Origin of the sequence: Thioalkalivibrio sp. ALE12 (assembly GCF_000381105.1) — a bacterium.
GTDB lineage: Bacteria > Pseudomonadota > Gammaproteobacteria > Ectothiorhodospirales > Ectothiorhodospiraceae > Thioalkalivibrio.
On the sequence record NZ_KB905908.1, the window covers coordinates 57,146 to 81,488 of the forward strand.

At 68.4% G+C, this 24,343-nt stretch carries 24 protein-coding genes, 1 other RNA gene and 1 pseudogene; 12 read left to right on the forward strand and 14 right to left on the reverse strand.

Features of this window, described 5'->3' with window-relative positions; translation table 11 throughout:
* A pseudogene (locus F614_RS14980) lies at positions 1–343 on the forward strand (porin family protein); the annotation flags it as partial.
* A 103-nt stretch (positions 344–446) separates the two neighbouring features.
* On the opposite strand, the gene gorA reads toward F614_RS14980, so the two are convergent.
* Entirely contained in the window at positions 447–1,841 is a 1,395-nt protein-coding gene (gene gorA / locus F614_RS0107750; RefSeq protein ID WP_019558666.1) for a glutathione-disulfide reductase, read from the reverse strand.
* 180 nt (positions 1,842–2,021) lie between these two features.
* Positions 2,022–2,771 (reverse strand): glutathione peroxidase, encoded by a 750-nt coding sequence (locus tag F614_RS0107755; RefSeq protein ID WP_019558667.1) that lies wholly within the window; start codon positions 2,769–2,771, stop codon positions 2,022–2,024.
* 278 nt (positions 2,772–3,049) lie between these two features.
* On the opposite strand from F614_RS0107755, the gene ffs reads away from it, so the two are divergent.
* The 6 genes from ffs (at position 3,050) to F614_RS0107780 (ending at position 7,263) form a co-directional block, all read left to right on the forward strand.
* Positions 3,050–3,146: signal recognition particle sRNA small type (ffs, locus tag F614_RS14485), an RNA gene on the forward strand.
* 85 nt (positions 3,147–3,231) lie between these two features.
* Positions 3,232–5,061 (forward strand): DNA polymerase III subunit gamma/tau, encoded by a 1,830-nt coding sequence (gene dnaX, locus F614_RS0107760; protein ID WP_018877982.1) that lies wholly within the window; start codon positions 3,232–3,234, stop codon positions 5,059–5,061.
* A 43-nt stretch (positions 5,062–5,104) separates the two neighbouring features.
* On the forward strand, positions 5,105–5,431 hold the full coding sequence (locus F614_RS0107765; protein ID WP_018866552.1) for a YbaB/EbfC family nucleoid-associated protein: 327 nt from the start codon (positions 5,105–5,107) through the stop codon (positions 5,429–5,431).
* A gap of 22 nt (positions 5,432–5,453) precedes the next feature.
* On the forward strand, positions 5,454–6,044 hold the full coding sequence (recR, locus tag F614_RS0107770) for a recombination mediator RecR (protein ID WP_018866553.1): 591 nt from the start codon (positions 5,454–5,456) through the stop codon (positions 6,042–6,044).
* Between the two features lie 37 nt (positions 6,045–6,081).
* Positions 6,082–6,426, forward strand: a complete 345-nt coding sequence (locus F614_RS0107775; RefSeq protein WP_018866554.1) for a histidine triad nucleotide-binding protein — start codon at positions 6,082–6,084, stop codon at positions 6,424–6,426.
* 30 nt (positions 6,427–6,456) lie between these two features.
* Positions 6,457–7,263, forward strand: a complete 807-nt coding sequence (locus F614_RS0107780) for a hypothetical protein (protein ID WP_369771868.1) — start codon at positions 6,457–6,459, stop codon at positions 7,261–7,263.
* A gap of 232 nt (positions 7,264–7,495) precedes the next feature.
* Here F614_RS0107780 and rsgA read toward each other — a convergent pair whose 3' ends face one another.
* The 3 genes from rsgA to F614_RS0107795 are packed head-to-tail and all read right to left on the reverse strand — an operon-like array spanning position 7,496 to position 9,062.
* Complete coding sequence (gene rsgA, locus F614_RS0107785; RefSeq protein WP_019558668.1) at positions 7,496–8,392, reverse strand: ribosome small subunit-dependent GTPase A; 897 nt, start codon at positions 8,390–8,392, stop codon at positions 7,496–7,498.
* 21 nt (positions 8,393–8,413) lie between these two features.
* Complete coding sequence (locus F614_RS0107790) at positions 8,414–8,749, reverse strand: 4a-hydroxytetrahydrobiopterin dehydratase (protein ID WP_018866557.1); 336 nt, start codon at positions 8,747–8,749, stop codon at positions 8,414–8,416.
* Positions 8,742–9,062, reverse strand: a complete 321-nt coding sequence (locus F614_RS0107795; RefSeq protein WP_018866558.1) for a cytochrome c — start codon at positions 9,060–9,062, stop codon at positions 8,742–8,744. The genes F614_RS0107790 and F614_RS0107795 overlap by 8 nt, the downstream gene beginning before the upstream one ends.
* Before the next feature lie 127 nt (positions 9,063–9,189).
* Here F614_RS0107795 and orn point away from each other — a divergent pair, with 127 nt between their 5' ends.
* Complete coding sequence (gene orn, locus F614_RS0107800) at positions 9,190–9,753, forward strand: oligoribonuclease (RefSeq protein ID WP_018866559.1); 564 nt, start codon at positions 9,190–9,192, stop codon at positions 9,751–9,753.
* Positions 9,754–10,625: 872 nt separating this feature from the next.
* Here orn and F614_RS0107805 read toward each other — a convergent pair.
* Complete coding sequence (locus tag F614_RS0107805) at positions 10,626–10,889, reverse strand: hypothetical protein (protein ID WP_018879530.1); 264 nt, start codon at positions 10,887–10,889, stop codon at positions 10,626–10,628.
* Positions 10,890–10,948: 59 nt separating this feature from the next.
* Positions 10,949–12,037: a metal-dependent hydrolase gene (locus tag F614_RS0107810; RefSeq protein ID WP_019558669.1), complete on the reverse strand. Its 1,089-nt coding sequence runs from the start codon at positions 12,035–12,037 to the stop codon at positions 10,949–10,951.
* A 95-nt stretch (positions 12,038–12,132) separates the two neighbouring features.
* On the opposite strand from F614_RS0107810, the gene F614_RS13970 reads away from it, so the two are divergent.
* Positions 12,133–15,798, forward strand: coding sequence for a hydantoinase B/oxoprolinase family protein (locus F614_RS13970; protein ID WP_231378040.1), 3,666 nt, complete (start codon positions 12,133–12,135; stop codon positions 15,796–15,798).
* A gap of 41 nt (positions 15,799–15,839) precedes the next feature.
* On the opposite strand, the gene ruvA is transcribed toward F614_RS13970, so the two are convergent.
* The 7 genes from ruvA to F614_RS0107850 all read right to left on the reverse strand — a co-directional run bounded on the left by ruvA (position 15,840) and on the right by F614_RS0107850 (position 21,518).
* Complete coding sequence (gene ruvA, locus F614_RS0107820) at positions 15,840–16,448, reverse strand: Holliday junction branch migration protein RuvA (protein WP_019558671.1); 609 nt, start codon at positions 16,446–16,448, stop codon at positions 15,840–15,842.
* The gene (gene ruvC, locus F614_RS0107825) at positions 16,445–16,960 is read right to left on the reverse strand and encodes a crossover junction endodeoxyribonuclease RuvC (RefSeq protein WP_026279293.1); all 516 of its coding nucleotides are present in this window, start codon (positions 16,958–16,960) and stop codon (positions 16,445–16,447) included. The genes ruvA and ruvC overlap by 4 nt, the downstream gene beginning before the upstream one ends.
* A gap of 21 nt (positions 16,961–16,981) precedes the next feature.
* Positions 16,982–17,722, reverse strand: a complete 741-nt coding sequence (locus F614_RS0107830; RefSeq protein WP_018877156.1) for a YebC/PmpR family DNA-binding transcriptional regulator — start codon at positions 17,720–17,722, stop codon at positions 16,982–16,984.
* A gap of 323 nt (positions 17,723–18,045) precedes the next feature.
* Positions 18,046–18,675 (reverse strand): triacylglycerol lipase, encoded by a 630-nt coding sequence (locus tag F614_RS0107835; protein WP_018867439.1) that lies wholly within the window; start codon positions 18,673–18,675, stop codon positions 18,046–18,048.
* Between the two features lie 21 nt (positions 18,676–18,696).
* Complete coding sequence (aspS, locus tag F614_RS0107840; RefSeq protein WP_019558673.1) at positions 18,697–20,481, reverse strand: aspartate--tRNA ligase; 1,785 nt, start codon at positions 20,479–20,481, stop codon at positions 18,697–18,699.
* Between the two features lie 119 nt (positions 20,482–20,600).
* Entirely contained in the window at positions 20,601–21,251 is a 651-nt protein-coding gene (locus F614_RS0107845) for a DUF502 domain-containing protein (protein WP_018881799.1), read from the reverse strand.
* Between the two features lie 3 nt (positions 21,252–21,254).
* Positions 21,255–21,518, reverse strand: coding sequence for an FmdB family zinc ribbon protein (locus F614_RS0107850; RefSeq protein WP_018881800.1), 264 nt, complete (start codon positions 21,516–21,518; stop codon positions 21,255–21,257).
* A gap of 167 nt (positions 21,519–21,685) precedes the next feature.
* Here F614_RS0107850 and F614_RS0107855 point away from each other — a divergent pair, with 167 nt between their 5' ends.
* Genes F614_RS0107855 through F614_RS0107865 form a run of 3 tightly spaced genes read left to right on the forward strand, consistent with a single transcriptional unit; the run spans position 21,686 to position 24,324 of the window.
* Positions 21,686–22,063, forward strand: coding sequence for a DsrE family protein (locus tag F614_RS0107855; RefSeq protein WP_018140668.1), 378 nt, complete (start codon positions 21,686–21,688; stop codon positions 22,061–22,063).
* Positions 22,064–22,073: 10 nt separating this feature from the next.
* Positions 22,074–22,928, forward strand: a complete 855-nt coding sequence (locus F614_RS0107860; protein WP_018867444.1) for an SDR family oxidoreductase — start codon at positions 22,074–22,076, stop codon at positions 22,926–22,928.
* A gap of 19 nt (positions 22,929–22,947) precedes the next feature.
* The gene (locus F614_RS0107865) at positions 22,948–24,324 is read left to right on the forward strand and encodes a nucleoside recognition domain-containing protein (RefSeq protein WP_018881332.1); all 1,377 of its coding nucleotides are present in this window, start codon (positions 22,948–22,950) and stop codon (positions 24,322–24,324) included.
* Positions 24,325–24,343: the final 19 nt, after the last annotated feature.

The window sequence follows — 24,343 nt, forward strand, 5'->3', positions numbered from 1 at the left end:
TCGGCCGCTTTTGCGCGCGCACGGCGTTGCGGTTCCCTTGTGCAGAATGACTGCACGGCAGTCACCGCGCCTTGTTCGCACGCAAAAGCGACTCGAGCGCGAACGCGTACATTATCCAGTGTTTCCCTTGGCGGGTCTCGCCAAGTGGGATGCGGATGTGCGCGGCAACCTGGGGGATGAGAGCCTCACGCTGCGTAACAACGATGGCGTGGACCCGGTCTACGGAGTGGGTGCGCAGGTGAAGCTGGATCGCTTCCTGATTCGCGCCGAGTTTGAGCGCTACGACTTCGACAGCGACTACAAGATCGACGCCTTCACCGCGTCGTTGGGCTGGCGATTCTGACAACCGACCGCGCGGGCTTCGGCAGACCGCACGCGCAAGAAAAGACGCCGCCCCGGGATGTGTTTCGGGACGGCGTTTTGCGTGAGGGAGGGCGGGGCGGGTGTCAGGCGGCCTGGGCCAGGCCTTCCTGGCGCCCGGGGCGGCCTTCCTTCAGGGTGACCAGCTCCTCGGCACTGGTGGGGTGCAGCGGGATGGTCAGGTCCAGGTCGCGCTTGGTCGCGCCCATGCGCACCGCCACGGCGAAGCCCTGAAGCATCTCGTCGACATTCGCGCCGATCATGTGGATGCCGACGACCTTTTCATCCTCCCCGGCGCAGACCAGCTTCATGGCCACCGGCGGCACCTCGCCCTCGGCGAACGCGCGGTTCAGGCCGCCGAATTGGGTCTCGTAGACGCGTACCGAGTCGCCGTGCTTCTCCACCGCCTGCGGCTCGGTCAGACCCACCATGCCCGCGGTTGGGTGGGTGAAGGTGACCGTGGGGATCTGGTCGTAGTCCACCGGTACCGGCTTCGTCTCGGGGGCATACCAGTGGGCGGCCAGGCGCCGGCCGGCGGCGATCGCCACCGGCGTCAGCGGCCCTTTGCCGATGATGTCGCCCAGGGCGTAGATTCCGTCGACATTGGTGGCCTGCCATTCGTCCACCGGGATGATGCCGCCGCGGGCGATCTCGACTCCGGCCTCTTCCAGGCCCATGTCGCTGGTGGCCGGCTTGCGGCCGACAGCCCACAGGACCTTCTCATAGGGGCCCAGCTCCTGGCCGCCCTCGAGCTGGACGGTCACGGCGCCGGGCTTGCCGCCCAGGCCGGCGACCTTCACGCCCAGGTGGCGGTCGATGCTCTGGTGCTCCATGTGCTGGTCCAGCGCCTGCGAGACCATCGGGTCGAACATCTCCAGCACGCGGTCCTCCATCGCGACCACGTCGGTCTTCACGCCCATGGAGCGCAGCATCCCGGCCATCTCCAGGCCGATGTAGCCGGCGCCGATCACGGCGATGGATTCCGGCAGCTCGGTCCATTCGAAGAAGTCGTCGGAGGTCGCGCCCAGCTCGGCACCCTCCAGCGGCGGCACGATCGGGGCGCCGCCCATCGCCAGTACGATGCGCTCGGCGGTGTATTCGGTGCCGCTGTCGCTGACCACCTGGTTTTTGCCGGTCAGGCGGGCGCGTTCCGGAATGTGGGTCACGCCTAGCTTTTCCAGATGTCCGGACCAGAACTGGTTCAGGTCCTTCAGCATGGCCTGGCGCTTGTTGGCCAGGTCGGCGTAGCGGATGCCCTTGATCTCGACGTCCACGCCGAACTCGCCGGCTTCGCGGGCGTGCGACATATGCTCCGCGGCGTACCAGGTGAGCTTCTTGGGCACACAGCCCTCGTTCACGCAGGTGCCGCCCAGCGGCTTGGGATCGAACACGGCGACGCGCGCGCCGTGCGGGGCGGCGCGTTCCGCCACGGCCAGACCGCCGCTGCCGCCGCCAATCACGATGATGTCGTAGTGTTCCATGTCGATTCCTCGAAGGGTTCGGTGAAAGTGTTACATAACGACCGCGCTACGCGCGGGCGCCAGGATCTGCCATCCGTGTCCGGACGTCCGCCCGTGCGGGCATCCGGACACGGATGGCCACCCATGTTCCGGGTGACCACCCGGGGCGGGACAGCACCCGCCCCGAGGGGCAGAGACGACTTACGCCGCCTTCTGCTCGCGGGAGATCCATTCCTGCAGATCTTCCGAGCCGCCGATGCGGTGGCCGCCCACGAACACCTGCGGGACGGTCATCGCGCCGGTGGCGGCGCGCAGGCTGCGCAGGCTGGCGTCGCGGCCCAGGATGATCTCTTCGTAATCCAGGCCGGCGCTCTCCAGCATCTCCTTGGCGCTGGCGCAGTACGGGCAGCCCGGTTTGGTGAAGACGACCACGTCTTCGGGGCAGGCCGCATCCGGGGCGACGTGGGCGAGCATGGTGTCGGCGTCGGAGACGACGAAGGGGTCGCCCGGCTCGTCCGGCTCGATGAACTGCTTCTCGATCACGCCATCGCGCACCAGCATGGAGTAGCGCCAGGAGCGCCAGCCGAAGCCGAGGTCGCTCTTGTCGACCAGCATGCCCATCTGCTCGGTGAACTCGCCGTTGCCGTCGGCGATGAAGGTCACGCGGTCGGCCTGCTGGTCGGCCTGCCAGGCCTCCATCACGAAGCCATCGTTGACCGAGATGCAGACGATCTCGTCGATGCCGTGCTCCTTGAGCACCGGCGCCAGTTCGTTGTAACGCGGCACGTGGGCCGAGGAGCAGGTCGGGGTGAAGGCCCCCGGTAGGGCGAACACGACCACGTTGCGGCCATTGAACAGGTCGGCCGAGCGCACGTCGTGCCAGTCGTTGTCCTTGCGGCAGCGGAAGGTGACTTCCGGTACGCGCTGACCTTCGCGATTTTCGAGTTCCATGAGTTGTACTCCTTCAGTTGAGTGTTGATTGCCAGAGAGAAGATTTTGATTTCGGCCGGGCCGATGCCCGACTACGGGACTCAAGATAAGGCCTGGCTAATGATTGATCCAGTGTTACTTTTCTATTTGATCGTTAGTTTTAGGCTATCGGTGTGCCGGTCGCGGTGGTTACACCGATTCCATAGCATGGCCCCAAGGTTGACGCGTTCGCCGGAAATGCGGAAGCTTGCCGCCCCGATTCGGAAACGCCGAATCGCGGACCGCGTTATGGTGGTCCGTATCAGTCCCCTCGCGACGACAGGCTGTGAACCCCGCCAGGCCCGGAAGGGAGCAACGGTAGCAGCTGCGTCGGGCGCCGGGGTGTGGCGGGTGCGGGCCACCACCCTATTTCCCTGCGGCCCGGACCCCTGCGGTGATGCCCGCACCCGGGCGTGCACATGACTCGATCGACGGGGGAGGCATGAGTCACCAGGTTCTGGCCCGCAAGTGGCGTCCCTCGCGCTTCGAGGACCTGGTCGGGCAGCCGCATGTGGTGCGCGCCCTGGCCAATGCCCTCAGCGGCGATCGGCTGCATCATGCCTACCTGTTTGCCGGGACCCGCGGGGTGGGCAAGACCACCATCGCCCGCATCCTCGCGCGCTGCCTGAATTGCGAGACCGGCGTGACCGCCACGCCCTGCGGCGAGTGCCGCTCCTGCGTCGAGATTGCCGAGGGTCGCCATCTGGACCTGATCGAGGTGGATGCCGCGTCGCGCACCCGGGTGGACGACACCCGCGAGCTGCTGGACAACGTCTCCTATGCGCCGACCACCGGGCGTTTCAAGGTGTACCTGATCGACGAGGTACACATGCTCTCCGAGAAGAGCTTCAACGCCCTGTTGAAGACGCTGGAAGAGCCGCCGGACCATGTGAAGTTCCTGCTGGCGACGACCGATCCGCAGAAGCTTCCGGTCACCGTGCTGTCGCGCTGCCTGCAGTTCAATCTGAAGCCGATGCCGCCGGCGATGATCGCCGAGCACCTGACGCGCATCCTCGCCGCCGAGGGCGTGGAGGCGGAGCCGGGCGCGCTGCTGCGCCTGGGCGAGGCGGCCGAGGGCTCGATGCGCGATGCCCTGAGCCTGACCGACCAGGCGATTGCCTATGGCGGTGAACGCCTGAGCGAATCCGATGCCTGCGACATGCTCGGGCTGCTCCCGCGCACGCGCCTGGCCGGCTTGCTGGATGCCGTGTTTGCCGGGGACGGCCCCGGCCTGCTGGCGGGACTGGCGGAGCTGGATGCCCTGGGCCCCGACTGGTCGCGGCTGCTGGATGAACTGGCCGCGCTGGTGCATCAGGTGGCCGTCCAGCAGGTGGCCGGCACGGCTCCCGGGGCGGGCGAGGAGGCGCTCGTCTGGGCCCGGGAGGCCGCCGACCGGGTCGACCCGGAGACGATCCAGCTGGCCTATCAGATCCTGGTGCACGGTGTACGCGATCTGCCCTATGCCCCGGACGCGCGCATGGGCGTGGAGATGACCCTGTTGCGGCTGCTGGCCTTCCGGCCGGAGCCGGTTCCGGGGCCTGCGGGCGAGTCCGGTGATACCCCGCCGCGTCGGCCGGCCAGTACCGACGGGACCGCGTCGGCGCCGTCCACGCGCACCGCATCCCGGGCATCGGCGGCTTCCGCCAGTCCCCCGGCAACTGCCGCCGGCCCGACCGGGGGTGCCGGCGCCGCCAGCGCGCCGCCGTCACGCCCCCGTGAACAGGTGAACGAGCCGGCACCGCCGGTACCGCAGGCCGAAGCACCGGCCGGTCACACCGCGCCGCGTCAGGCGCGCGAGGCGTCGCCTTCCACGGCCGGCCCTTACGCGCCGGAGGCGGCTGCGCCGCCCGTCGCGGCGGATGGCGCTTTCGACTGGTACCGCTTCGCCGAGGGGCTGCCCATGGGCACGGTGCGCGAACTCGCCCGGCACGCCGAGCTGCGCGAGCATGACGCGGAACGCGTGGTGATCGCGGTGGCCCCGGGCACACTGTGTACCGATCGTGCCAAGGGCCGGCTGAAGGATGCGCTGGAGAACGCCCTGGGCCACAGCCTGCGCCTGGAGATCGTCAACCAGTCCGAGCCTTCCGGGGAGACCCCCGCGGCCCGGCTTGCGGCGGCCTCGGCGGAGCGTCAGGCTAGCGCCGAGACGGCCATGCGCGAGGACCCGGTGGTCCAGGCGCTGGGCGAGGAATTTGGCGCCGAACTGGGGGCCGTGCGGATTCGCGAACCCGGCGAGGCCCCCTCGACCGGCGGCGCCACGCCAGACAAGTAACTGAACCAGAAACCGCCGCGTTGCGGGGCAGGAGATCGAACCGATGATGAAAGGTGGTATGGGCGGCCTGATGAAGCAGGCCCAGAAGATGCAGGAAGACATGCAGAAGGTGCAGGCCGAGCTGGCCGAGATGGAGATCGAGGGCCAGGCCGGTGGCGGGCTGGTCAGCGTGGTCCTGACCGGCAAGTACGCGGCGCGCCGGGTCAAGATCGACCCCAGCCTGTTCGAGGATGACCGCGACATGATCGAGGATCTGGTGGCCGCGGCCATCAACGACGCGGTGCAGAAGGTCGAGTCGACCACGCAGGAGCGCATGGGCAGCCTGACCGAGGGCATGGGCCTGCCGGCGGGCATGAAGCTGCCGTTCTGACCGGCCGGGTCGGACGCGTCTGATGGATGCGGAACTGGACGAACTGGTCCAGGCGCTGCGCTGTCTCCCCGGGGTCGGGGCGAAATCGGCACGGCGCATGGCCCTGCACCTGCTGGAGCGCGACCGCGAGGGCGCGCGGCGCCTGTCGCGGGCGGTCGACGACGCGGTCCAGCGTATCGGGCACTGTTCCGTCTGCCGCACGCTCACCGCGGCCGAAACCTGCAGTCGGTGTGCCGATCCGGAACGCGATTCGCGGGTGATCTGCGTGGTGGAAAGCCCCGGGGACGTGCTGGCGATCGAGTCGGCGACCGATTTCGGCGGGCGCTTTCATGTGCTCCTCGGGCGACTGTCCCCGCTGGACGGCATCGGCCCGGAAGAGCTGGGGCTGAACCGGCTGGAGGCGCGCCTGCAGGCCGAGGGCGTGGAAGAACTGATCCTGGCGACAAACACGTCGGTGGAGGGCGAGGTGACCGCCCATTACCTCGCGGAGATGGCGGCGCGCCACGGGGTGCGCACCACCCGGATTGCCCAGGGTATTCCCAGTGGTGGCGAACTGGAGTACATCGATGCCGGGACCCTGGCGCATGCGCTGTCGGGTCGGCGTGAATATTGATACGTGGTAATATTTTGACCGATACTGGAGGGGCGGCATGACCGATTGTGTGTTCTGCAGGATCGTGGCGGGGGAGATCCCGGCGAAGGTGGTCTTCGAGGACGACGCGGTGCTGGCCTTCGAAGACCTGAATCCGCAGGCCCCCGAACATGTGCTGGTGATCCCGAAAAAGCACATCGCCACGCTCAATGATCTGGACGCGGCCGACGCCCCGATCATCGGGCAGATGACCCGGGTGGCCGCGCAGATTGCACGCGATCGCGGATTTGCGGAAAACGGTTATCGAACCGTGATGAATTGCAACGAACACGGGGGCCAGACGGTCTACCATATACACATGCATGTCCTGGCCGGGCGTGCGCTGAGCTGGCCCCCGGGCTAGGCAAGAAGAACAACAATACGGATCACTGGTGTGACGCGACACGGACTGAACGGTGCAGCCCCGACGAACCCGCCTCAGGTGCAAGGCCTGGGGCGGGTTCGTCTGCGTGGGCCCCGTTCTTCGCTGGTCGCTGGAGTGCTGCTGGTCAGCGGGTTCGCGGTCGCAGCGGCGCCGGCCAGCGCGGACGACCGCTATTCGCTGCTCGCGTCGCCTCAGACGCAGGGGTTCGCGGGTCCGGATGCGGCGATCACCACGCTGCGCGGCGAACCGGAGACCGGTCGCGACAGCGATTCGCGCTACCGGCTGTCGGTCCGCAGTACCGGGGATGCCTCGATCCTCGAGGATACCGACAATGCCTTCGCCAGCACGCGCCAGTTCGAGGCGGTGGGCGGTTACCACCAGGAGCTGGGCGGTGGTTTTGGCTACGGCCTGAATCTGGGGCTGGGCATGGAGACCCGGCCGGACTGGAACGACCTCGGCCCCGCCAGCGAGTCCACCGCGTATTTCACCGACTTCAGCTTCGGTCCGACCTTTGCCTCCGGTCGCTTCGACAGCCAGTTCCGGGTGGGGGTGCGCCAGCCCCTGTCCAGCGAGGCCCGTGACCTGGGCTTTGGCTATGGCACGCGCTATCGCGAGACGGGCCGTACTGCCGGCTACCTGAGCCTGGACGGCCGCCTGCGCCTGCAGAACCAGTCCGAGCTCTCCCTGAGCCTGTACTACGACGACTATTCGCTGAACTCGGCGGACAACTGGCTGGCCGATCGCCTCGAGTTCGAGGGTGCAAGCCGCGAGCCGACCTCCTCCGTCATCGGCGTCGAGATGGGCCTGACCTTCTGATCCCGGCCCCCGCCGCGACACCCTCCCACTGCTAGTCCGAAAAAACACTTCAAGAGCGTTAACAGGAAGTTGGGAAGGCTGGAAGAAATGCCCGTTTTAATGCGCTGAGCGGCGCCGGGGTCGTTCGCAGGGCTTACTCGAACAAGCGGTTTTTAATCCCTTTCCCTTCCAGTCTTCCCTTCTTCCTGTAAACCGATTTTTTGGTTTTCTTGTGCGCTACGTGGTGGAACCGTTACCCGCGGGCGCGGGTCTGGGCGGGGATTTCGGCGGCGAGTTCGTGCCAGGCCTGCAGGCGCTCCGCGGGGAGTTCGCCGGCGTCGATGGCGGCGCGAACCGCACAGCCCGGTTCGGTCTGGTGGCGACAGTCGCGAAAGCGGCAGGCCACCGCCCGTTCCGCGATGTCCGGGAAGCCGCGCTCCAGGGTATCCAGGGACGGGATCTCGGGCGTGAAGTCGCGCACGCCGGGCGAGTCGATCCAGGCACCCCCGTTGGCGAGCGGGTACCACTGCGCGGTGACCGTGGTATGGCGGCCCTCGCCGGAGGCGGCGAGATCGCCGGTGGCCGGCGCTATGGCGTCGGCGATCCCGTATTGATCGAGCAGGGCGGCCACCAGCGAGGACTTTCCGACGCCGGACTGACCAACCAGGATGTTGGTGTGCCCGGCGGCGGCCGCCGCCAGTTCGTCCAGCCCATACCCCGTCCTGGCGGAGACGTGCAGCGGATCGAGATCCAGTTCGCGATAGGCGGCCAGCCACTCGGGGGGCTCGGCGGGGCCGGTGTCCTGCTTGTTCACCAGCAGGCGCGGGCGCGCGGGGAGGTTCAGGATCGCGACCAGAAAGCGGTCAATCAGGTTACGCGACGGGGCGGGTTCCGGCGCGATCACGATCCATACGCAGTCGATGTTGGCGGCAATCACCTTGCGTCGCCCGAACCCGTCCCGCCGGACCAGGACGTTGTCGCGATCGAGCTGGCGCGCAACCTGTTCTCCCGCGGCGTCCAGCTCCACGCGGTCGCCACAGGCGAGGTCGCGGAAGCGCCGGTGCAGCCGCAGGCGTCGCGGCGGCTCGTGGTCCACCGCGATGTCGGCCATCTGGTTGTGGCGGGCGAAGACCCGGGCGACCCGGCTCAAGCCGGGACTCCCGGGCGGGGGTTACTCGAACAGGGCATCGATACGCGCGGCACAGATGAAGTCGTTCTCGCTCAGGCCGCCGATGGCATGGGTCGAGAATTCCACCGCGCAGCGGTTGAAGCCGACGGCCATGTCGGGATGGTGATCCTCGACATGGGCAATCCAGGCCACGGCGTTCACGAAGGCCATGGTCTCGTGGAAGTTCTTGAACTTGAAACTGCGCTGGATGCTCTTGCCGGCCTCGTCGATGCCCCAGCCGTCATGCAGTTGCTTAAGGGCGCGCTCCGCGTCCTCCCGCGGCATCGGGTCGGTGAAGCCCTCGCAGGACTGGCAGTGCTTGCTCTTGAGATCACTCATCGAACTGGTAGTACTCCGCGTTGAGATAGGCGACCACGGCGTTGACTTCGTCGTCGAACCAGTTGGTGCCAAGGTTGACGTTGCAGTTGTTGACCTGGGCGACCAGTTCGTCGTGCGAGCCGACCATGCGGTTGTCGCGGGTGTACAGCCCGGAGCCGTCGCCCCCGACCATGTCGGCATGGCAACTGATGCAGTTGTCGCTGTGCAGGTCCTGTCCCACGCGGATGTCGTCGGCCAGGGCCGTGCTCGCGCCGCCCAGGCTCAGCGCGAGCACGGTCGCGGCGGTGGCAATGCTGGTATGGGTATGTCGCATGCTTCCCTCCTTGTGGCGGGGGTTTGGGCCCGTGGTCACGAGCCTTGCAACCATGATGATAGACTCCTGCGACAGATGAAAGGGCAGCCAGCATGCAGGCGTGGGCTGTCCGCCAAGGAGGCACAAGATGGCCGTGAATGCCGAGAACCTGGTCTGGATCGACCTCGAAATGACGGGGCTGGAGCCGCAGACCGACCGCATCCTGGAGGTGGCCACCATTGTCACCGACAAGGAACTGAACATCCTCGCCGAGGGGCCGGTCATCGCGATCTACCAGCCGGCGGAGGTCCTGGAGGCGATGGACGAGTGGAACCAGCGCACCCACGGGACCTCGGGGCTGATCGAGCGTGTGCGCAACAGTTCGTCGGAGACCCGGGATGCGGAACAGGAGACCCTGGAGTTTCTGGCGCAGTACGTGCCGAAGGGGGCCTCGCCGATGTGTGGCAATTCGATTTGCCAGGATCGGCGCTTCATGGCGCGGTTGATGCCGGAGCTGGAGCAGTACTTCCACTACCGCAATCTGGATGTCTCGACGCTGAAGGAGCTCGCGCGGCGCTGGGCGCCGGATGTGATCGCGCAGTTGCGCAAGAATGCTTCGCATCAGGCGCTGCAGGATATCCGCGACTCGATCGACGAACTCCGCCTGTATCGCGAGCGCTTTATCCAGCTGCCGCCGGCCTCGCAGCACTGATCTGCGAAGTTTGCGGGGGCTTCGTTCGGCCGCCTGCCTTGTTGTTGCTGGCCCTGGTTCGTCCTCTGGTGTTTACGGTGCCTTCGGTCCACGTACTGCCTGGCGCTGACTCGCCAGCGCGCCGCGAGGTCCTTTCTTGCTTGCCCAAGAAAGTACCCAAAGAAGGGCACCCGGATTTCGCCCGGGAACCTTGCTCCAGGGCCCTCGGGCCGGCGGCGCTGAACTCGCTACGCTGCGCTTCGCTCAGACATCCAGCGCCCCGAATTTATAGAAAACGGGCCGGCCCGAGAACCCTTCCGCAAGGGGCTCCATACGGGAGGCGAAGGTCAAGACAGAAGGCATCCCGACCCCGCGACACCACAACGGCCCTGCCGCCTGAAAGCCCCCGGCGCCCGCTACGCGGGCGCGGCACGCTATGGCCGCAGGCCGAGCGTGCCCAAGATCCCGGAACAGCTAGCCTCCAGCCAATAGCGCGAATGTGTGGACCGCCGTTGTTTTCACCTGCCTCCCCGTTGTCGTCGCGCCGAGCGGAGAGGGTTTTCGCGGGGAAAAAGGCGCTGGATGTCTGAGCGGAGCCGAAGGCGCAGCGAGTTCAGCGCCGCCCGCGAAAAGCCTCGGAGCGAGGGAAACCCCGGCCCGCGCAGCGGGCCGGGGTCGCGGCAGTCGGGCGTGTTTCTTGGTTACTTCTTTGCACGAGCAAAGAAGTCACTCGGGGCGCGCTGGCGAGTCAGCGCACGGCAGTATGCAGAGCGAAGGCACCGTAAACGCCCGATGCCGAACCACGACCAGCCAACACTAGGCAGGCGGCCAGACGAAGCCTGACGGCGACGTTGGCCAGGCCGGGATCGCCGTGAGGTCCCGCGCTTGGCGGATTAGCCGCGCGGCTTGAAGCCGGGCGGATGGCGCGCGATCCAGGCGACAAAGTCGCGGATCACCGGCTCGCTCAGCAGCGCGTCGCGCGTGTTCAGGCGCTCGGCCAGGACCTGCTCGTCGAAGTGCTTGTGAATGTGATCGTGGCAGGGACGACAGACCCAGAGAATGCGACCCTCGCGCTCCGCGCGGCTGAAGCGCCGCCGGATGCGCTTGCGCCGGTGCTGCTTGCGCGGAATCAGATGGTGGCGTGTCAGCGTATCCATCCGGCGCCCGCACAGCTCGCATCCGTGCGGTGGGCTGCCGTCGGGAGGGCCGGATCCGTTCACGGCGTCTGCTGGCGGAGGCGACAGCGCGGCGGCGGCCGGGCGATAGCATAGTCGGGCTCGGCCAGGTCCATCAGACAGGGCGCCCCCTCCGGGTCGACAATGCGCGTGGCGATGGCGCGGATCGCATCGCCACGCAAGCCGGCCTCGCGGACCTGGCGGCTGGCGACGGGCTGCCATTCGCCGTCGCGTTCCTCGGCGATCTCGAAGCCGAAGGGGAAGTAGCCGGGGGCGCCCAGGCGCAGGTCGGTGACGACCAGCCGGTCGGGTTCGTCGTCACGCTCCGCACGATGGAAACGCAGGAAGTCGCCGGCGAACCACTGCAGGCGTTGCCCGTCCTCCAGGGCCAGCGCGGCATCCTCCAAATGGGCGCCGCGCTCGAAGACCTCGAAGTCCGGCCGGATGGGCTGATCGAGGATGCCGACCCAGGCCTCCAGGAAGTGGCCGTCGTCGATGACGGTGACGCGCCACAGGAGCAGGTTGAAGGGGGTGGGCTGGATCATGCGCGGCTGGTCCTGCAGGTCCATTGCGATCAGCGTGGGCTGGATGCGATGGTCGAGCCAGGCCTTCAGCGCGAGACCGGAACCGGCGTAGGCGGTGGACAGCACGAGTCCGGCGACCAGCAGGCGTGGCGCGAAACGGTAGAACAGGGCACCGATGGCCGCGACCAGCAGCGGCAGGGTGTATAGCGGGTCGATCACGAAGATCGAGCCCGTGGACAGGGGGCCGACCGGCAGCGGCCAGAACACCTGGGTGCCGTAGGTGGTCAGCAGGTCATTCATCGAGTGTGTGGCCCAGATCAGGAAGAAGAACAGCCACCAGCGGCCAAAGCCGATCTCCCGCGTCGCCGGGACCTTCGCCAGCAGCCCCGCGACACCGGTGGCCACCAGCAGCTGTACCAGCCAGGAGTGGGTAAAGCCCCGGTGGTGGATGAACTCGGATACCGCGTCCCCGTAAGCTATGAACGCATCCAGGTCGGGCAGCAGCGCAACGCCGGCCCCCAGCACTACGGCCTTGCGCCCCAGGCGGGAGCCGAGGACGAGGCCGCCGATCACGGCACCGAGACTGGCGTGGGTAACGGGATCCATGCGTGATCATTCCTTCATTCAGAGGCTCGACGATTACCGAGCCTGCGACCGGGCCGCGGGGCGCGAGTTCGGGCGATCAAACCAGAGCGGTGGACATGACTCAAGCCACAGGGGCGAAAGACTGGCGTTTCTGGGTGGACCGGGGCGGGACGTTCACCGACCTGGTCGCGCGTGATCCGACGGGGCGTCTGCATACCCGCAAGTTGCTGTCCGATAACCCGCAGGCGTATGCCGATGCGGCGGTACAGGGGATGCGCGACCTGCTCGGCGTCGATCCTGGCGCGCCGATCCCCGAGGGGGTGATCCACGAGGTGCGCATGGGGACCACAGTGGCCACCAACGCTTTGCTCGAGCGCAAGGGGGAGCGCACTCTGCTGGTGATCACCGAGGGTCTGGAGGACGCGCTGGCGATCGGGCACCAGGCGCGGCCGGAGCTGTTCGCGCGCGCCATTCGGCTGCCGTCGCCGGTGTACGCCCGCGTGGAACCGGTGCGCGAGCGGGTGAACGCGGCCGGGGAGATCCTCCAGCCGGTGGACCTGGAGGCCCTGCGCCCGCGCCTGCAGGCGGCCCTGGACGACGGGATTCGCGCGCTGGCGATTGTGTGCATGCACGGCTATCGCTATCCGGCGCATGAACAGGCTATCGCGGCACTCGCCCGCGAGATGGGGTTCGCCGAGGTGGCTGCCAGCCACGCGACCAGCCCGCTGATCAAGCTGGTACCCCGCGGCGAGACCACGGTGGTGGATGCCTATCTGTCGCCGGTGCTGGGCCGCTATGTGGAACAGGTCAGCACGGAACTGGGCGATGTGCCCCTGCGCTTCATGCAGTCGCATGGCGGGCTGGTGGATGCGGCGCGGTTTCGCGGGCGTGACGCGATCCTTTCGGGGCCGGCCGGCGGGATCGTCGGAGCGCTGAAGACCGCCGCGCCGCTCGGCTTCGAGCGCCTGATTACTTTCGATATGGGCGGGACTTCCACGGACGTCGCGCATCTGGCCGGCGAGCTCGAACGCCGCCAGGAGAGCGAGGTGGCCGGTGCCCGCCTGCGCGTGCCGATGCTGGACATCCACACCGTCGCGGCGGGCGGCGGCTCGGTTTGTCGCTTCGACGGCATCCGCCTGCGGGTCGGGCCGGAGTCGGCCGGGGCGCAGCCGGGGCCGGCCTGCTATGGCCAGGACGGGCCGCTGACGGTGACCGACTGCAACGTTCTGCTGGGGCGCCTGCGTCCCGAGTATTTTCCGGCGGTGTTCGGCCCCGGGCGCGACCGGCCGCTGGATCCGGAACCGGTCCGCCGACAGTTCGATGCGCTGGTGGAGGCCGTCCGTTCCGCGACCGGGGAGGCGGCGACGCCGGAAGGGCTGGCCGAGGGGCTGTTGCAGATTGCGGTGGAGCACATGGCCCAGGCCATCAAGACCATCTCGGTGCAGCGCGGCCACGATGTGTCGCGCTACGCCCTGGTGTGTTTCGGCGGCGCGGGCGGGCAGCATGCCTGCCGGGTGGCGGAGCAGCTGGGCATGGAACACATCCTGTTCCATCCGCTGGGCGGGGTGCTGTCGGCCTACGGCATGGGGCTGGGCGAGCTGCGCGCCCTGCGCGAGCGCAGCCTGGAATGGCCGCTGGACGAGGCGCATGCCGAGGCGATCGGTGCGGCGCTGGAGGATCAGGCCGGCGCGGCGATCGCGGCTCTGACGGAGCAGGGCGTGGCGGCGGACGCCATGCGCATCGAGCGGCGTCTGCATCTGCGGCTGGCGGGGTCGGATACCGCGCTGGAGGTGCCGGCCGGTTCGCCCGCGGCACTGATGGAGGCCTTCGCCACGGCCTGGCGCGGGCGGTACGGGTTCGCGCCGCCGGATCGTCCGCTGGTCGTGGCGGTTGCGGCGGCCGAGGCGATCGCGACCGGGGGTGAGGCGGCGGATACGTCGATCCCGCTACAGGGGGCGCGCGAGGCGCCCGCTCCGGAGACGGATACGATCACGATGGTGGTGGCGGGCGAGCGGCGCGACGTACCGCTGTACCGGCGCGAGGACTTGAGCCCGGGGATGACCCTGGCGGGTCCCGCGCTGGTGATCGAGACCACCGCGACTCTGGTGCTGGAGCCGGGCTGGCACGGCCGGGTCGAGCACGAAGGGACGCTGCGGCTCGTGCGCGAGGGCGGAGCCGAGCGGCGCGGGCAACCGGCCGTCGAGGACCCGGATACGATCCCGCGCGATCCCGTCCTGCTGGAGGTCTTCAACCACCGCTTCATGGCGATCGCCGATCAGATGGGCTTTACGCTGCGCAACACCGCGCACTCGGTGAACATCAAGGAGCGCCTGGATTTCTCCTGCGCGCTGTTCGACGCCCACGGCCAGCTGGTGGCCAATGCCCCGCACATGCCGGTGCATCTGGGGTCGATGGGGGCCAGCGTGCGCGCGGTGGTCGCGGCCGCGGGCGACGACCTCCGCCCCGGGGATGCCTGGGTGCTGAACGACCCCTACAACGGCGGGACCCATCTTCCGGACATCACGGTGGTCACGCCGGTGTTTGTCGGGCCGGGCGGCGCGGTGACCGAGGATTCGAAGGCCGAGGTGGCGGCCCCGGCATTTTTCGTGGCCTCGCGCGGGCACCATGCGGATGTCGGCGGCATCACCCCGGGGTCGATGCCGGCGTTCTCGCACCGGCTGGAGGAGGAGGGCGTGCTGATTGCCCCGACCCGCCTGGTCCGTGACGGGCGTTTTGCCACATCGCGTATCCGGACACTGCTGGGGTCGGGTGACTGGCCGGCCCGCAACCCGGATCAGAACCTGGCGGATCTGGAGGCCCAGGTGGCGGCCAATCGCAAGGGACTGGAGGAGCTGGGCCGGCTGCTGTACGAGTATGGCGTGCCGACCGTCACGGCCTACATGCAGCACGTGCAGGACAATGCCACCGAGGCGGTCGAGCGGCTGATCCCGAGTCTGGAGGGCGGTACGTTCCAATATGCGCTGGACAACGGCGCCGAGATTCGGGTGGCCGTCACGTGTGATCCGGGGGCGCGCCGCCTGCGGATCGACTTCGCGGGGACCTCGCCGGCCCGCGAGGACAATTTCAATGCCCCGGGCTCCATCGTGCGGGCGGCGGTGCTGTACGTGCTGCGCACGTTGCTGGAAGACGAGATCCCGCTGAATGATGGCTGCCTGGCGCCGGTAGACCTGGCGATCCCGGAGGGCTGCCTGCTTAATCCGGTGCCGCCCGCCGCCGTGGTCGCCGGGAACGTCGAGACCTCGCAGGTGGTGACCGATGCGCTTTTCGGGGCCCTGGGCGTGCAGGCCGCGGCTCAGGGCACGATGAACAACCTGACCTTTGGCGATGCCGGGCGGCAGTACTACGAGACGATCGCCGGCGGTGCCGGGGCCGGTCCCGGGTACGAAGGGGCCAGCGCCGTACAGACGCACATGACCAACTCCCGCCTGACCGACCCCGAGGTGCTGGAGAGTCGCTTCCCGGTGCGGGTGGAGCGATTCGGCTATCGCCGGGGCTCCGGTGGCGGCGGACGGTACCGCGGTGGCGATGGCGTGATCCGCCGACTGGGCTTCGATGCGCCGATGGAGGTGGTGCTGCTGGCCAACCGGCGCCGCGTGCCGAAACCCAGGGTTACTTCTTTGCACGAGCAAAGAAGTCACTCGGGGCGCGCTGGCGAGTCAGCGCACGGCAGTATGCAGACCGGAACCACCGTAAACACCCGAGGCCGAACCAGGACCAGCCACCACGAGGCAGGCGGCGGACCGAAAGCACATAAACGCTGACGACCACGCTGTCCCTGCCAGGATCACCGCGGATTCGCGCGCTAGCGCTTGACGGTAGAGCGCAGCGCGAGACGCACCAGCGTCTCCACCGAGTCGGCCTGGTCACGGACCGCCGCGACCATCTTCTCGGCGCTGGCCCGCGGATAGCCGAGAGACTCCAGCGCGGCCAGGGCCTCGCCCTCCATCGCGGCAGCCGGCGTGGGCTCGCTGCCCGCCGCCGCCCCGGCGGGCGCGGCGGCAAAGCCCATCTCGGCCAGGCGCTCGCCCAGCTCCAGCACCACCCGTTCGGCGGTGCGCTTGCCGATACCCGGCACCTTGGCCAGGCCTGTCACGTCCCCACCACTGATCAGGCCCGCCAGCTCGTCGCCAGCGTAGGTCGAAAGCATGGCCAGCGCCAGTTTGGCACCGATACCGTTGACGCGGATCAGACGGCGGAACAGGTCGCGGTCGCGCTTGTTCAGGAATCCGAAGAGCTGGTGGACATCCTCGCGCACCACCAGGTGGGTCGCCAGCACGACCGTCTCGCCGGGTTCCGGCAGGGCCGCCAGCGTGGACAGCGGGACATCCACCTCGTAACCAACCCCGCCGGCGTCGATCACCACGCCGTTCACCTCGCGACTGATCAGCCGCCCCTCCAGTCGGGCGATCATGGGCGCCCCCCGATCATCGCGGCGGCCGAGCCCTGCAGGCGCGCCTCGTTCTGCCGGGTGTGGGCGTGGCAGAGCGCGACGGCCAGGGCATCAGCGGCATCGCTGCTGGCCGGTTCGGCCAGGCGTAAAAGTTGCTGCATCATGTGCTGGACCTGCTCCTTGTCCGCGCCACCGACACCGACCACGGCCAGCTTGATCGCGCGCGGGGCGTATTCGTGTACCGGCAGACCGGCCTGGGTGGCGGCGCAGATGGCCGCGCCACGGGCGTGCCCCAGCTTGATCGCGGACTGGGCATTGCGGGCGACGAACACCGACTCGATGGCCAGTACGTCGGGCTTCAGCTCGTCGATCACCTCGACTACGCCGGCGAAGATCTCGCCCAGGCGCTCGGGGAAGGCCTTCGCCTTCGGCCGGATCACGCCGTGGCCGCAGGAACGGCCACGACTGCGATCAAACTCGATGACCGCAAAGCCGGTCACGCGGGAGCCGGGGTCGATCCCGAGGATGCGCACGCCGCTCACGCCGCGGCCGGATCAGTCACCGCTGACTTCTTCGGGGAAGTCGGCGTTGGTGTAGACGTTCTGCACGTCGTCCAGATCATCCAGCATGTCCAGCAACTTCAGGACCGACTCGGCGGTCTCCGCATCCAGCGGGGCAAGGGTCTCCGGCCGCCAGGTGACCTCGGCGTTTTCCGGCTCCAGGCCGCGCTCCGTCAGTGCGGCGCGCACGTCCTGATAGGTCTCCGGCTCGGTAATCACCTCGATCGCACCGTCGTCCTCGACCTGGACGTCCTCGGCCCCGCCCTCCAGCGCGGCCTCCATCACCACCTCGTCATCCAGGCCCGGGGCGAAACGGATCACGCCCTTGTTCTGGAACAGGTAGGCGACCGAGCCGTCGGTGCCGAGGTTGCCGCCCATCTTGGAGAAAGCATGCCGCACCTCGGCAACCGTGCGGTTGCGGTTGTCAGTCATGCAGTCGACCAGGATGGCCGCACCGCCAGGCCCATAGCCCTCGTAGCGGATCTCCTCGACGTTGTCGCCATCGGTCTCGCCGGCGCCACGCTTGGCGGCCCGCTCGATGGTGTCGCGGGTCATGTTGGAACCCAGCGCCTTGTCGATCGCCAGGCGCAGGCGCGGGTTGGTCTCCGGGTCCGAGCCGCCCTGGCGGGCGGCCACGGTGATCTCGCGGATCAGCTTGGTGAAGAGTTTGCCGCGCTTGGCGTCCTGGGCGTTCTTGCGATGCTGGATATTCGCCCACTTGCTGTGGCCTGCCATTCGGTCACGACTCCTTGAGTTGGGTTCGGTTATGCCGACCCGGCATGCCGCCGGGCACCGGAATGCGCACAGTCTAATCGCTGGGGCCGCGCTAATCACGAATGCGGGCGGCATGCCCCTGCCGTAGCCCCTTCGTCATTGCGAGGCCCCGCAGGGGCGGTGAACGGCCGCAGGCCGGCTCGAAGGGCGCGCGCAGCGAGTAACCTCCGGACCGAACCCCCGACGCCCGCCCGGGCCAGCGCCGGGGCCATCCACGGAGATCGCCACGGCGCTCCGCGCCTCGCGATGACCGCGGTGGTCGGGCTTGACGGGCCCGTCCGGCGTCAGGGCAGAAACTCGCCCGCCTCCAGGAAGTGCAGGGTCTCGCGCGCCACGACGGTGTCGAACAGCATGCCCATATGCGTCACCGGCAGGGTCAGGTGACGCGAGACGTCGGGGCCCCGCGTCTCGTCCACCGCGACCAGGCCGTCATGGGGATGCGGCAGGCGCGCAATCAGCGGGCCCGGCCCGAACGGCCGGCTGCCGGCCAGCATGCCGATGTCGCGCCCGCGCAGGATCGGGCTCCCACCGAGCAGGCCGCGTTCCAGGGGCGCGCCCAGCCACCAGCGCCCGGCCCGGTTGCGCGCCAGCCGGGCCGCCACGCGGCTGCCGGCCAGGGGCGAACCCAGCATCACGATGCGGCCGGGACGCTGCACGGGCGCGACCTCGAACAGGTGGCGCACCACCACGCCGCCCAGGCTGTGGGCGACCAGGTGCACGAGGTCGCCGGGGACGTCGTCGAGAAAGGCCGCCAGCGCGCGCCCCGCCTGCTCCGGCGTCTGGCGCCGCGAGGCGTAGCGGAAGGGGTGAACCGCGTGACCGGCCGCGCGCAGGCGCCGGGCGAGCAGGGCCATCTCCAGGCCGGACATATGCCAGCCATGGACCGTAACCACACTGGTACGCATGCCGGCCATGGTGAACGACCGGCCCGTTGCCTACCCGGCCTGTTGCGTAGCGCTGGCGCGCAGGCGGATGCCCAGCTCGCGCAGCTGCTTCTCGCCGACCGGCGCCGGGGCGTCGGTCAGCAGGCAGGCGGCCGTCTGGGTCTTGGGGAAGGCCATTACGTCGCGAATAGAGTGGGCGCCGCTCATCAGCATCACCAGGCGGTCCAGGCCGAAGGCCAGGCCGCCGTGCGGCGGGGCACCGAACTCCAGCGCATCCAGCAGGAAGCCGAATTTCTCGCGGGCCTCGTCCTCGCCGATACCCAGGGCCTCGAACGCAGCCTGCTGCATCTCGGGGTTGTGGATACGGATGGAGCCACCGCCCACTTCGGTGCCGTTGAGCACCATGTCGTAGGCACGGGACAGGGCCTCGCGCGGGTTATTGCGCAGCGCGTCCGGGCTGTCCACCGCCGGGGCAGTGAACGGGTGATGCAGGGCGTACAGGCGCTTGTCCTGGTCGTCGTACTCGAACATCGGGAAGTCGACGACCCACAGCGGCTGCCAGCCCGCCTCGACCAGGTCGAGGTCGTGGCCGAGCTTCACCCGCAGCGCGCCGATCGCCTCGTTGACCACAGAGGCCTTGTCCGCACCGAAGAAGATCAGGTCGCCGGCGGCGGCCGCGGTCTTTTCCAGGATCTGCCGGGTCACGTCCTCCGGCAGGAATTTCAGGATCGGCGACTGCAGCCCGCCCTCGATATCCGCCGGGTCGTTGACCTTGATGTAGGCCAGGCCCTTCGCGCCGTAGCGGCCGACGTACTCGGTGTAGACGTCGATCTCCTTGCGCGTGAGCTTGGCTCCGCCCGGCACGCGCAGCGCGGCCACGCGGCCCTCGGGGTCGTTCGCCGGGCCGTTGAAGACCTTGAACTCCACCGCCTGCATCAGCTCGGTCAGCTCGGTGAACTCCAGCGGGATGCGCAGATCGGGCTTGTCCGAGCCGAAACGGGCCATCGCCTCGGCGTAGGCCATGCGCGGGAACGGGTCGGGCAGCTCGACACCCTGTACCTCGTGGAACAGGTGCCGGATCAGGCCCTCGGTCACGTCCATCACGTCGGCCTCGTCGACGAAGGCCATCTCCATGTCCAGCTGGGTGAACTCCGGCTGGCGATCGGCGCGCAGGTCCTCGTCGCGGAAGCAGCGGGTGATCTGGTAGTAGCGGTCCATGCCGGACATCATCAGCAGCTGCTTGAACAGCTGCGGCGACTGCGGCAGGGCAAAGAAGCTGCCCGGATGCGTGCGGCTGGGCACCAGGTAGTCGCGCGCGCCCTCCGGCGTGGCCTTGGTCAGCATCGGGGTCTCGAGGTCGAGGAAATCGCGTTCCTCGAGGAAGCGGCGCATGGCCGCGGAGACCTTTGCGCGCAGACGCAGGCGCTCCTGCATCACCGGGCGGCGCAGGTCCACGTAGCGATAGCGCAGGCGGGTGTCCTCGCCGACGTCCTCGTCGTCCAGCGGGAACGGCGGGGTCTTCGCGGCGTTCAGGACCTCCAGTTCCAGACCCAGGATCTCCACCGCACCGGTGGACAGGTCCGGGTTTTCGGTCCCCTCGGGACGGCGGCGCACACGACCGGTCATGCGGATCACGTACTCGCTGCGCAGCTGCTCGGCGCGGGCGAAGACGTCCTCGCGGTCGGGGTCGAACACGACCTGCACCCGACCCGTGTGGTCGCGCAGATCGACGAAGATCACGCCCCCGTGGTCACGCCGGCGATTCACCCAGCCGCAAAGGGTCACCTCCGAGTCGAGTTCGTTCTCGGTGACACGTCCACACAGATGAGTTCGCATTGCGCTGTTCCAGCCGAAGGGCACGCCCGCCAGGGATCGGTGGTTCCTGAGAGGCCTGCACGGTTAGTCGGGAAAACGGGGCGCACGCGACGTCCGCACCCGCGAAAAGGCCGGAAATCTTACGATTTGCCCTGCCCTTGCGCAACCGGAGGCGGGGCCTCTTCAGGTCCTTTCAGGGGCGTGACGACCCCCATGGACATCACGAACTTGAGGCCGTCCTCCACCGTCATGTCGAGTTCAATCGCCTCTTCGCGCGGGACCATCAGCACGAAGCCCGAGGTCGGGTTGGGGGTCGTCGGGACGAATACGGTGATTACCTCGTGCTCGGTACGCTCCTGCACCTCGCCGGTGCCGACGCCGGTCATGAACCCGACCGACCACAGGCCGCGGCGTGGGTATTCGATCAGCATCACCTTGCGGAAGGCCTGGCCGCCATCCGCCAGTACCGTCTCGGTCACCTTCTTCACCGCCCCGTAGATCGAGTTAACCAGCGGGATGCGGTGCACGATGGACTCGCCCAGCGCGACCAGCTTGCGCCCGACGATGTTGGCCACGATCACCCCGGTGACGAACACCACGACGATCGCGACCACGATCCCCACGCCCGGGATGGAAAAGCCCAGCAGCGCCTCCGGCCGCCAGCCCGGCGGCAGGAGGAGGATGGTGAAGTCCAGCAGGTCGACCAGCAGCTTGATAATGAAGCCGGTGACGATCAGCGGCAGCCAGACCAGCAGCCCTGCAATCAGGTAGCGGCGCAGGGAGACCAGCATGGGTCAGGTGCTGGCCGCGGCCTTGCTCGTGGAGGTATCGGACTTGCCGGCGCCACCGCCCGAATCCTTCAGGTTGCGCTTGCCGTCCTTCTTGAAATCGGTCTCGTACCAGCCGCCCCCGGCCAGGCGGAAACCGGCGGCGGAGACCTGCTTGGTCAGGGCATCGGCACCGCACTCGGGGCAGGTGGTGGCGGGCGGATCGGAGATCTTCTGCAGGATCTCGGAGATCTCGCCGCAATCCTTGCACTGGTATTCATAGATGGGCATGGCTGGAATCCTCGGAACACATCCGCGAAAACACGGGTTGAGGCGTATTATGCGGCCGTTCGCCGGGAATAAAAGGCCTTCCGCACCGACAGGCGGTGTTTGCGCCGCGCGGCCGCAGCGCGGATGATTCGCCCCATACCCGAATGCACTGCCCGCAAGGACCTGCCATGGCCGAAAAGATCGTGATCATGCTGCTGAATCTGGACCTCGACCGCCCCGGCACCCTGGGCGCCCCGTTCTTCCAGGCCACCGTCGCCGCCGCGATGGATCTCGAGGTCGAGATCTACTTCGCCGCCGGCACCACCCGCCTGCTGCGACAGGGCGTGGCGGACCAGATCTACCCCGGCGAGGCGAAGGAGAAATCCGTCTACAGCTTCATGCAGGACGCCCACGAGGCCGGCTGCGCCTTCTACGCCTGCGCCGGTGCAATGGACGAGAACGGACTGACCCTGGACAACGCGGTCCCGGAACTGGACGGGATGCGCGGCGGCGGCGCCTTCATCGGCGAGGTCGTTGAGGACGGCGTCGCCACCCTCACCTACTGATCCGGCCGCCATGAGCGAACCCTCCCAGCGCGCGGTCCTGATCACCGGCTGTTCCAGCGGCATCGGGGCCTGCACCGCGGGCATGCTGCGCGAACGCGGCTACCGGGTCTTCGCCACCGCCCGGCGCAGCGAGGATGTCGCGCGGCTGAAGAAGGACGGCTTCGAGGCATTGCAGCTGGACCTGGATGACTCCGCCAGCATCCACAGCGCAGTCACCGAGATTCTGCACCGCACCGACGGCCACCTCTACGGCCTGTTCAATAACGGCGCCTATGGTCAGCCCGGCGCGGTGGAGGACCTCAATCGCGCCACCCTGCGCGCACAGCTGGAGACCAACGTGCTTGGCTGGCTGGAGCTGACGAATGCCGTGCTGCCCGCCATGCGCCGCGCCGGCGAGGGCCGCATCATCCAGAACAGCTCGGTCCTTGGGCTGGTCGCCCTGCGCCTGCGCGGCGCCTACGTGACCTCCAAGTTCGCGATCGAGGGCATGAGCGACACCCTGCGCCAGGAACTGCACGGCACGGGTATCCATGTCTCGCTGATCGAGCCGGGCCCGATCCGCAGCGAATTCCGCGCCAACGCCCTGAAGGCCTTCCGCTACCACATCCAGCGCGAGCACAGCCCTTGGCAGGAGACCTACCGTGCCGCCGAGGCCCGCATGGCGGACGCCGAGTCCGATGCGCCGTTCACACTGGGGCCCGAGGCGGTCGCGCGCTGTGTGGTGCACGCCCTGGAGGCCCGCCGGCCACGGGTGCGCTATCACGTGACCTTCCCCACCCGGTTGTTCGCCTTCCTCAAGTGGCTGCTCCCGGCGCGGGCGCTGGATGCTGTGCTGCGCGGTGTATCACGCGGAGAGAACCGCTGACCGTGGCAAACTGCGCCGCATGAACCTGATCTTTCTCGCCCTGATCGTGATCGCCGTGGCAACGGCCGCGATCCGCGAGATCCGCTCCACCGACCCGGACGAGCAGCCGATGCAGGCGCTGTCCGAGGGCGCAATCGACGCGGCCGGCTCCGCGGTGGAACTGGCGCTGGGCCTGGTCGGGGTGATGGCACTGTTCCTCGGCCTGATGAAGATCGCCGAGGCCGGCGGCTTGCTTACCGTGCTGGCCCGCCTGCTGCGGCCGCTGATGACCCGCCTGTTCCCGTCGGTCCCGCCGGAGCACCCGGCGATGGGCGCGATGATCCTGAACTTCTCCGCCAACATCCTGGGGTTGGGCAATGCCGCGACCCCGTTCGGCATCCGCGCGATGCAGGAGCTGGAGAAGCTGAACCCGCACCCGGGCACCGCCACCAATGCGATGGCCCTGTTCCTGGCGATCAACACCTCCAGCATTACATTGCTGCCCACCGGGGTCATCGCGCTGCGCGCCAGCCTTGGCTCCGAGGCCCCGGCGGCGATCCTGCCGACCACGCTGTTCGCCACGCTGTTCGCGACCATCGCCGGCATCACCAGCGCCCTGATCCTGCAGCGCTATTTCCGCAGCCCGGCGCCTACCCGATCGATCGACCCGGACGCCGCCGATCGCGACGGCGCCACGGACCTGGACGACACGGTTCGCGCGACCGAGTCCCGCAGCGCCCCGTCCGACGCCGAAGCGGGCGCGACCGAAGAACCCGCCCCGGAGCAGCAACCGATGAACATCGAGGTGCCCACCGAGGGCTACCCGGCCTGGGTCTCGCTGACGGTACTGGCCGGAGTGCTCGCGATCATCCCACTGACCATCCTCTACGGCCAGGCGATCGCCCCCTGGATCATCCCGGGGCTGGTGGTCGGCTTCCTGTCCTACGGGGTGATCCGCGGCGTGCCGGTCTACGAGGTCTTCGTCGAGGGGGCCAAAGAGGGCTTCAACGTGGCCCTGCGCATCATCCCCTACCTGGTGGCGATCCTGGTCGCGGTGGGGATGCTGCGCGAGAGCGGTGCGCTGGGCATGTTCGTCGGGCTGGTCGGGCCGCTGACCACGCCGTTCGGTCTGCCGGCCGAGGCCCTGCCGATGGCACTGCTGCGCCCGCTGTCCGGCTCCGGCGCCTACGGCATCATGGCCGGCATCATGCAGGACCCGGCCACCGGGCCGGACACCCACGTCGGCATCCTGGTCTCCACCCTGCAGGGCTCGACCGAGACCACCTTCTACGTGCTCGCGGTGTACTTCGGCGCCATCGGCATCAAGCGCGTGCGCCACACTCTGGCGGCCGCGCTGACCGCGGACGCCGTCGCCGTGGCCGCGGCGATCGCGATCGTCGCATTCCTCTTTCTTTGAGAATCGCCGACGCGCGCGG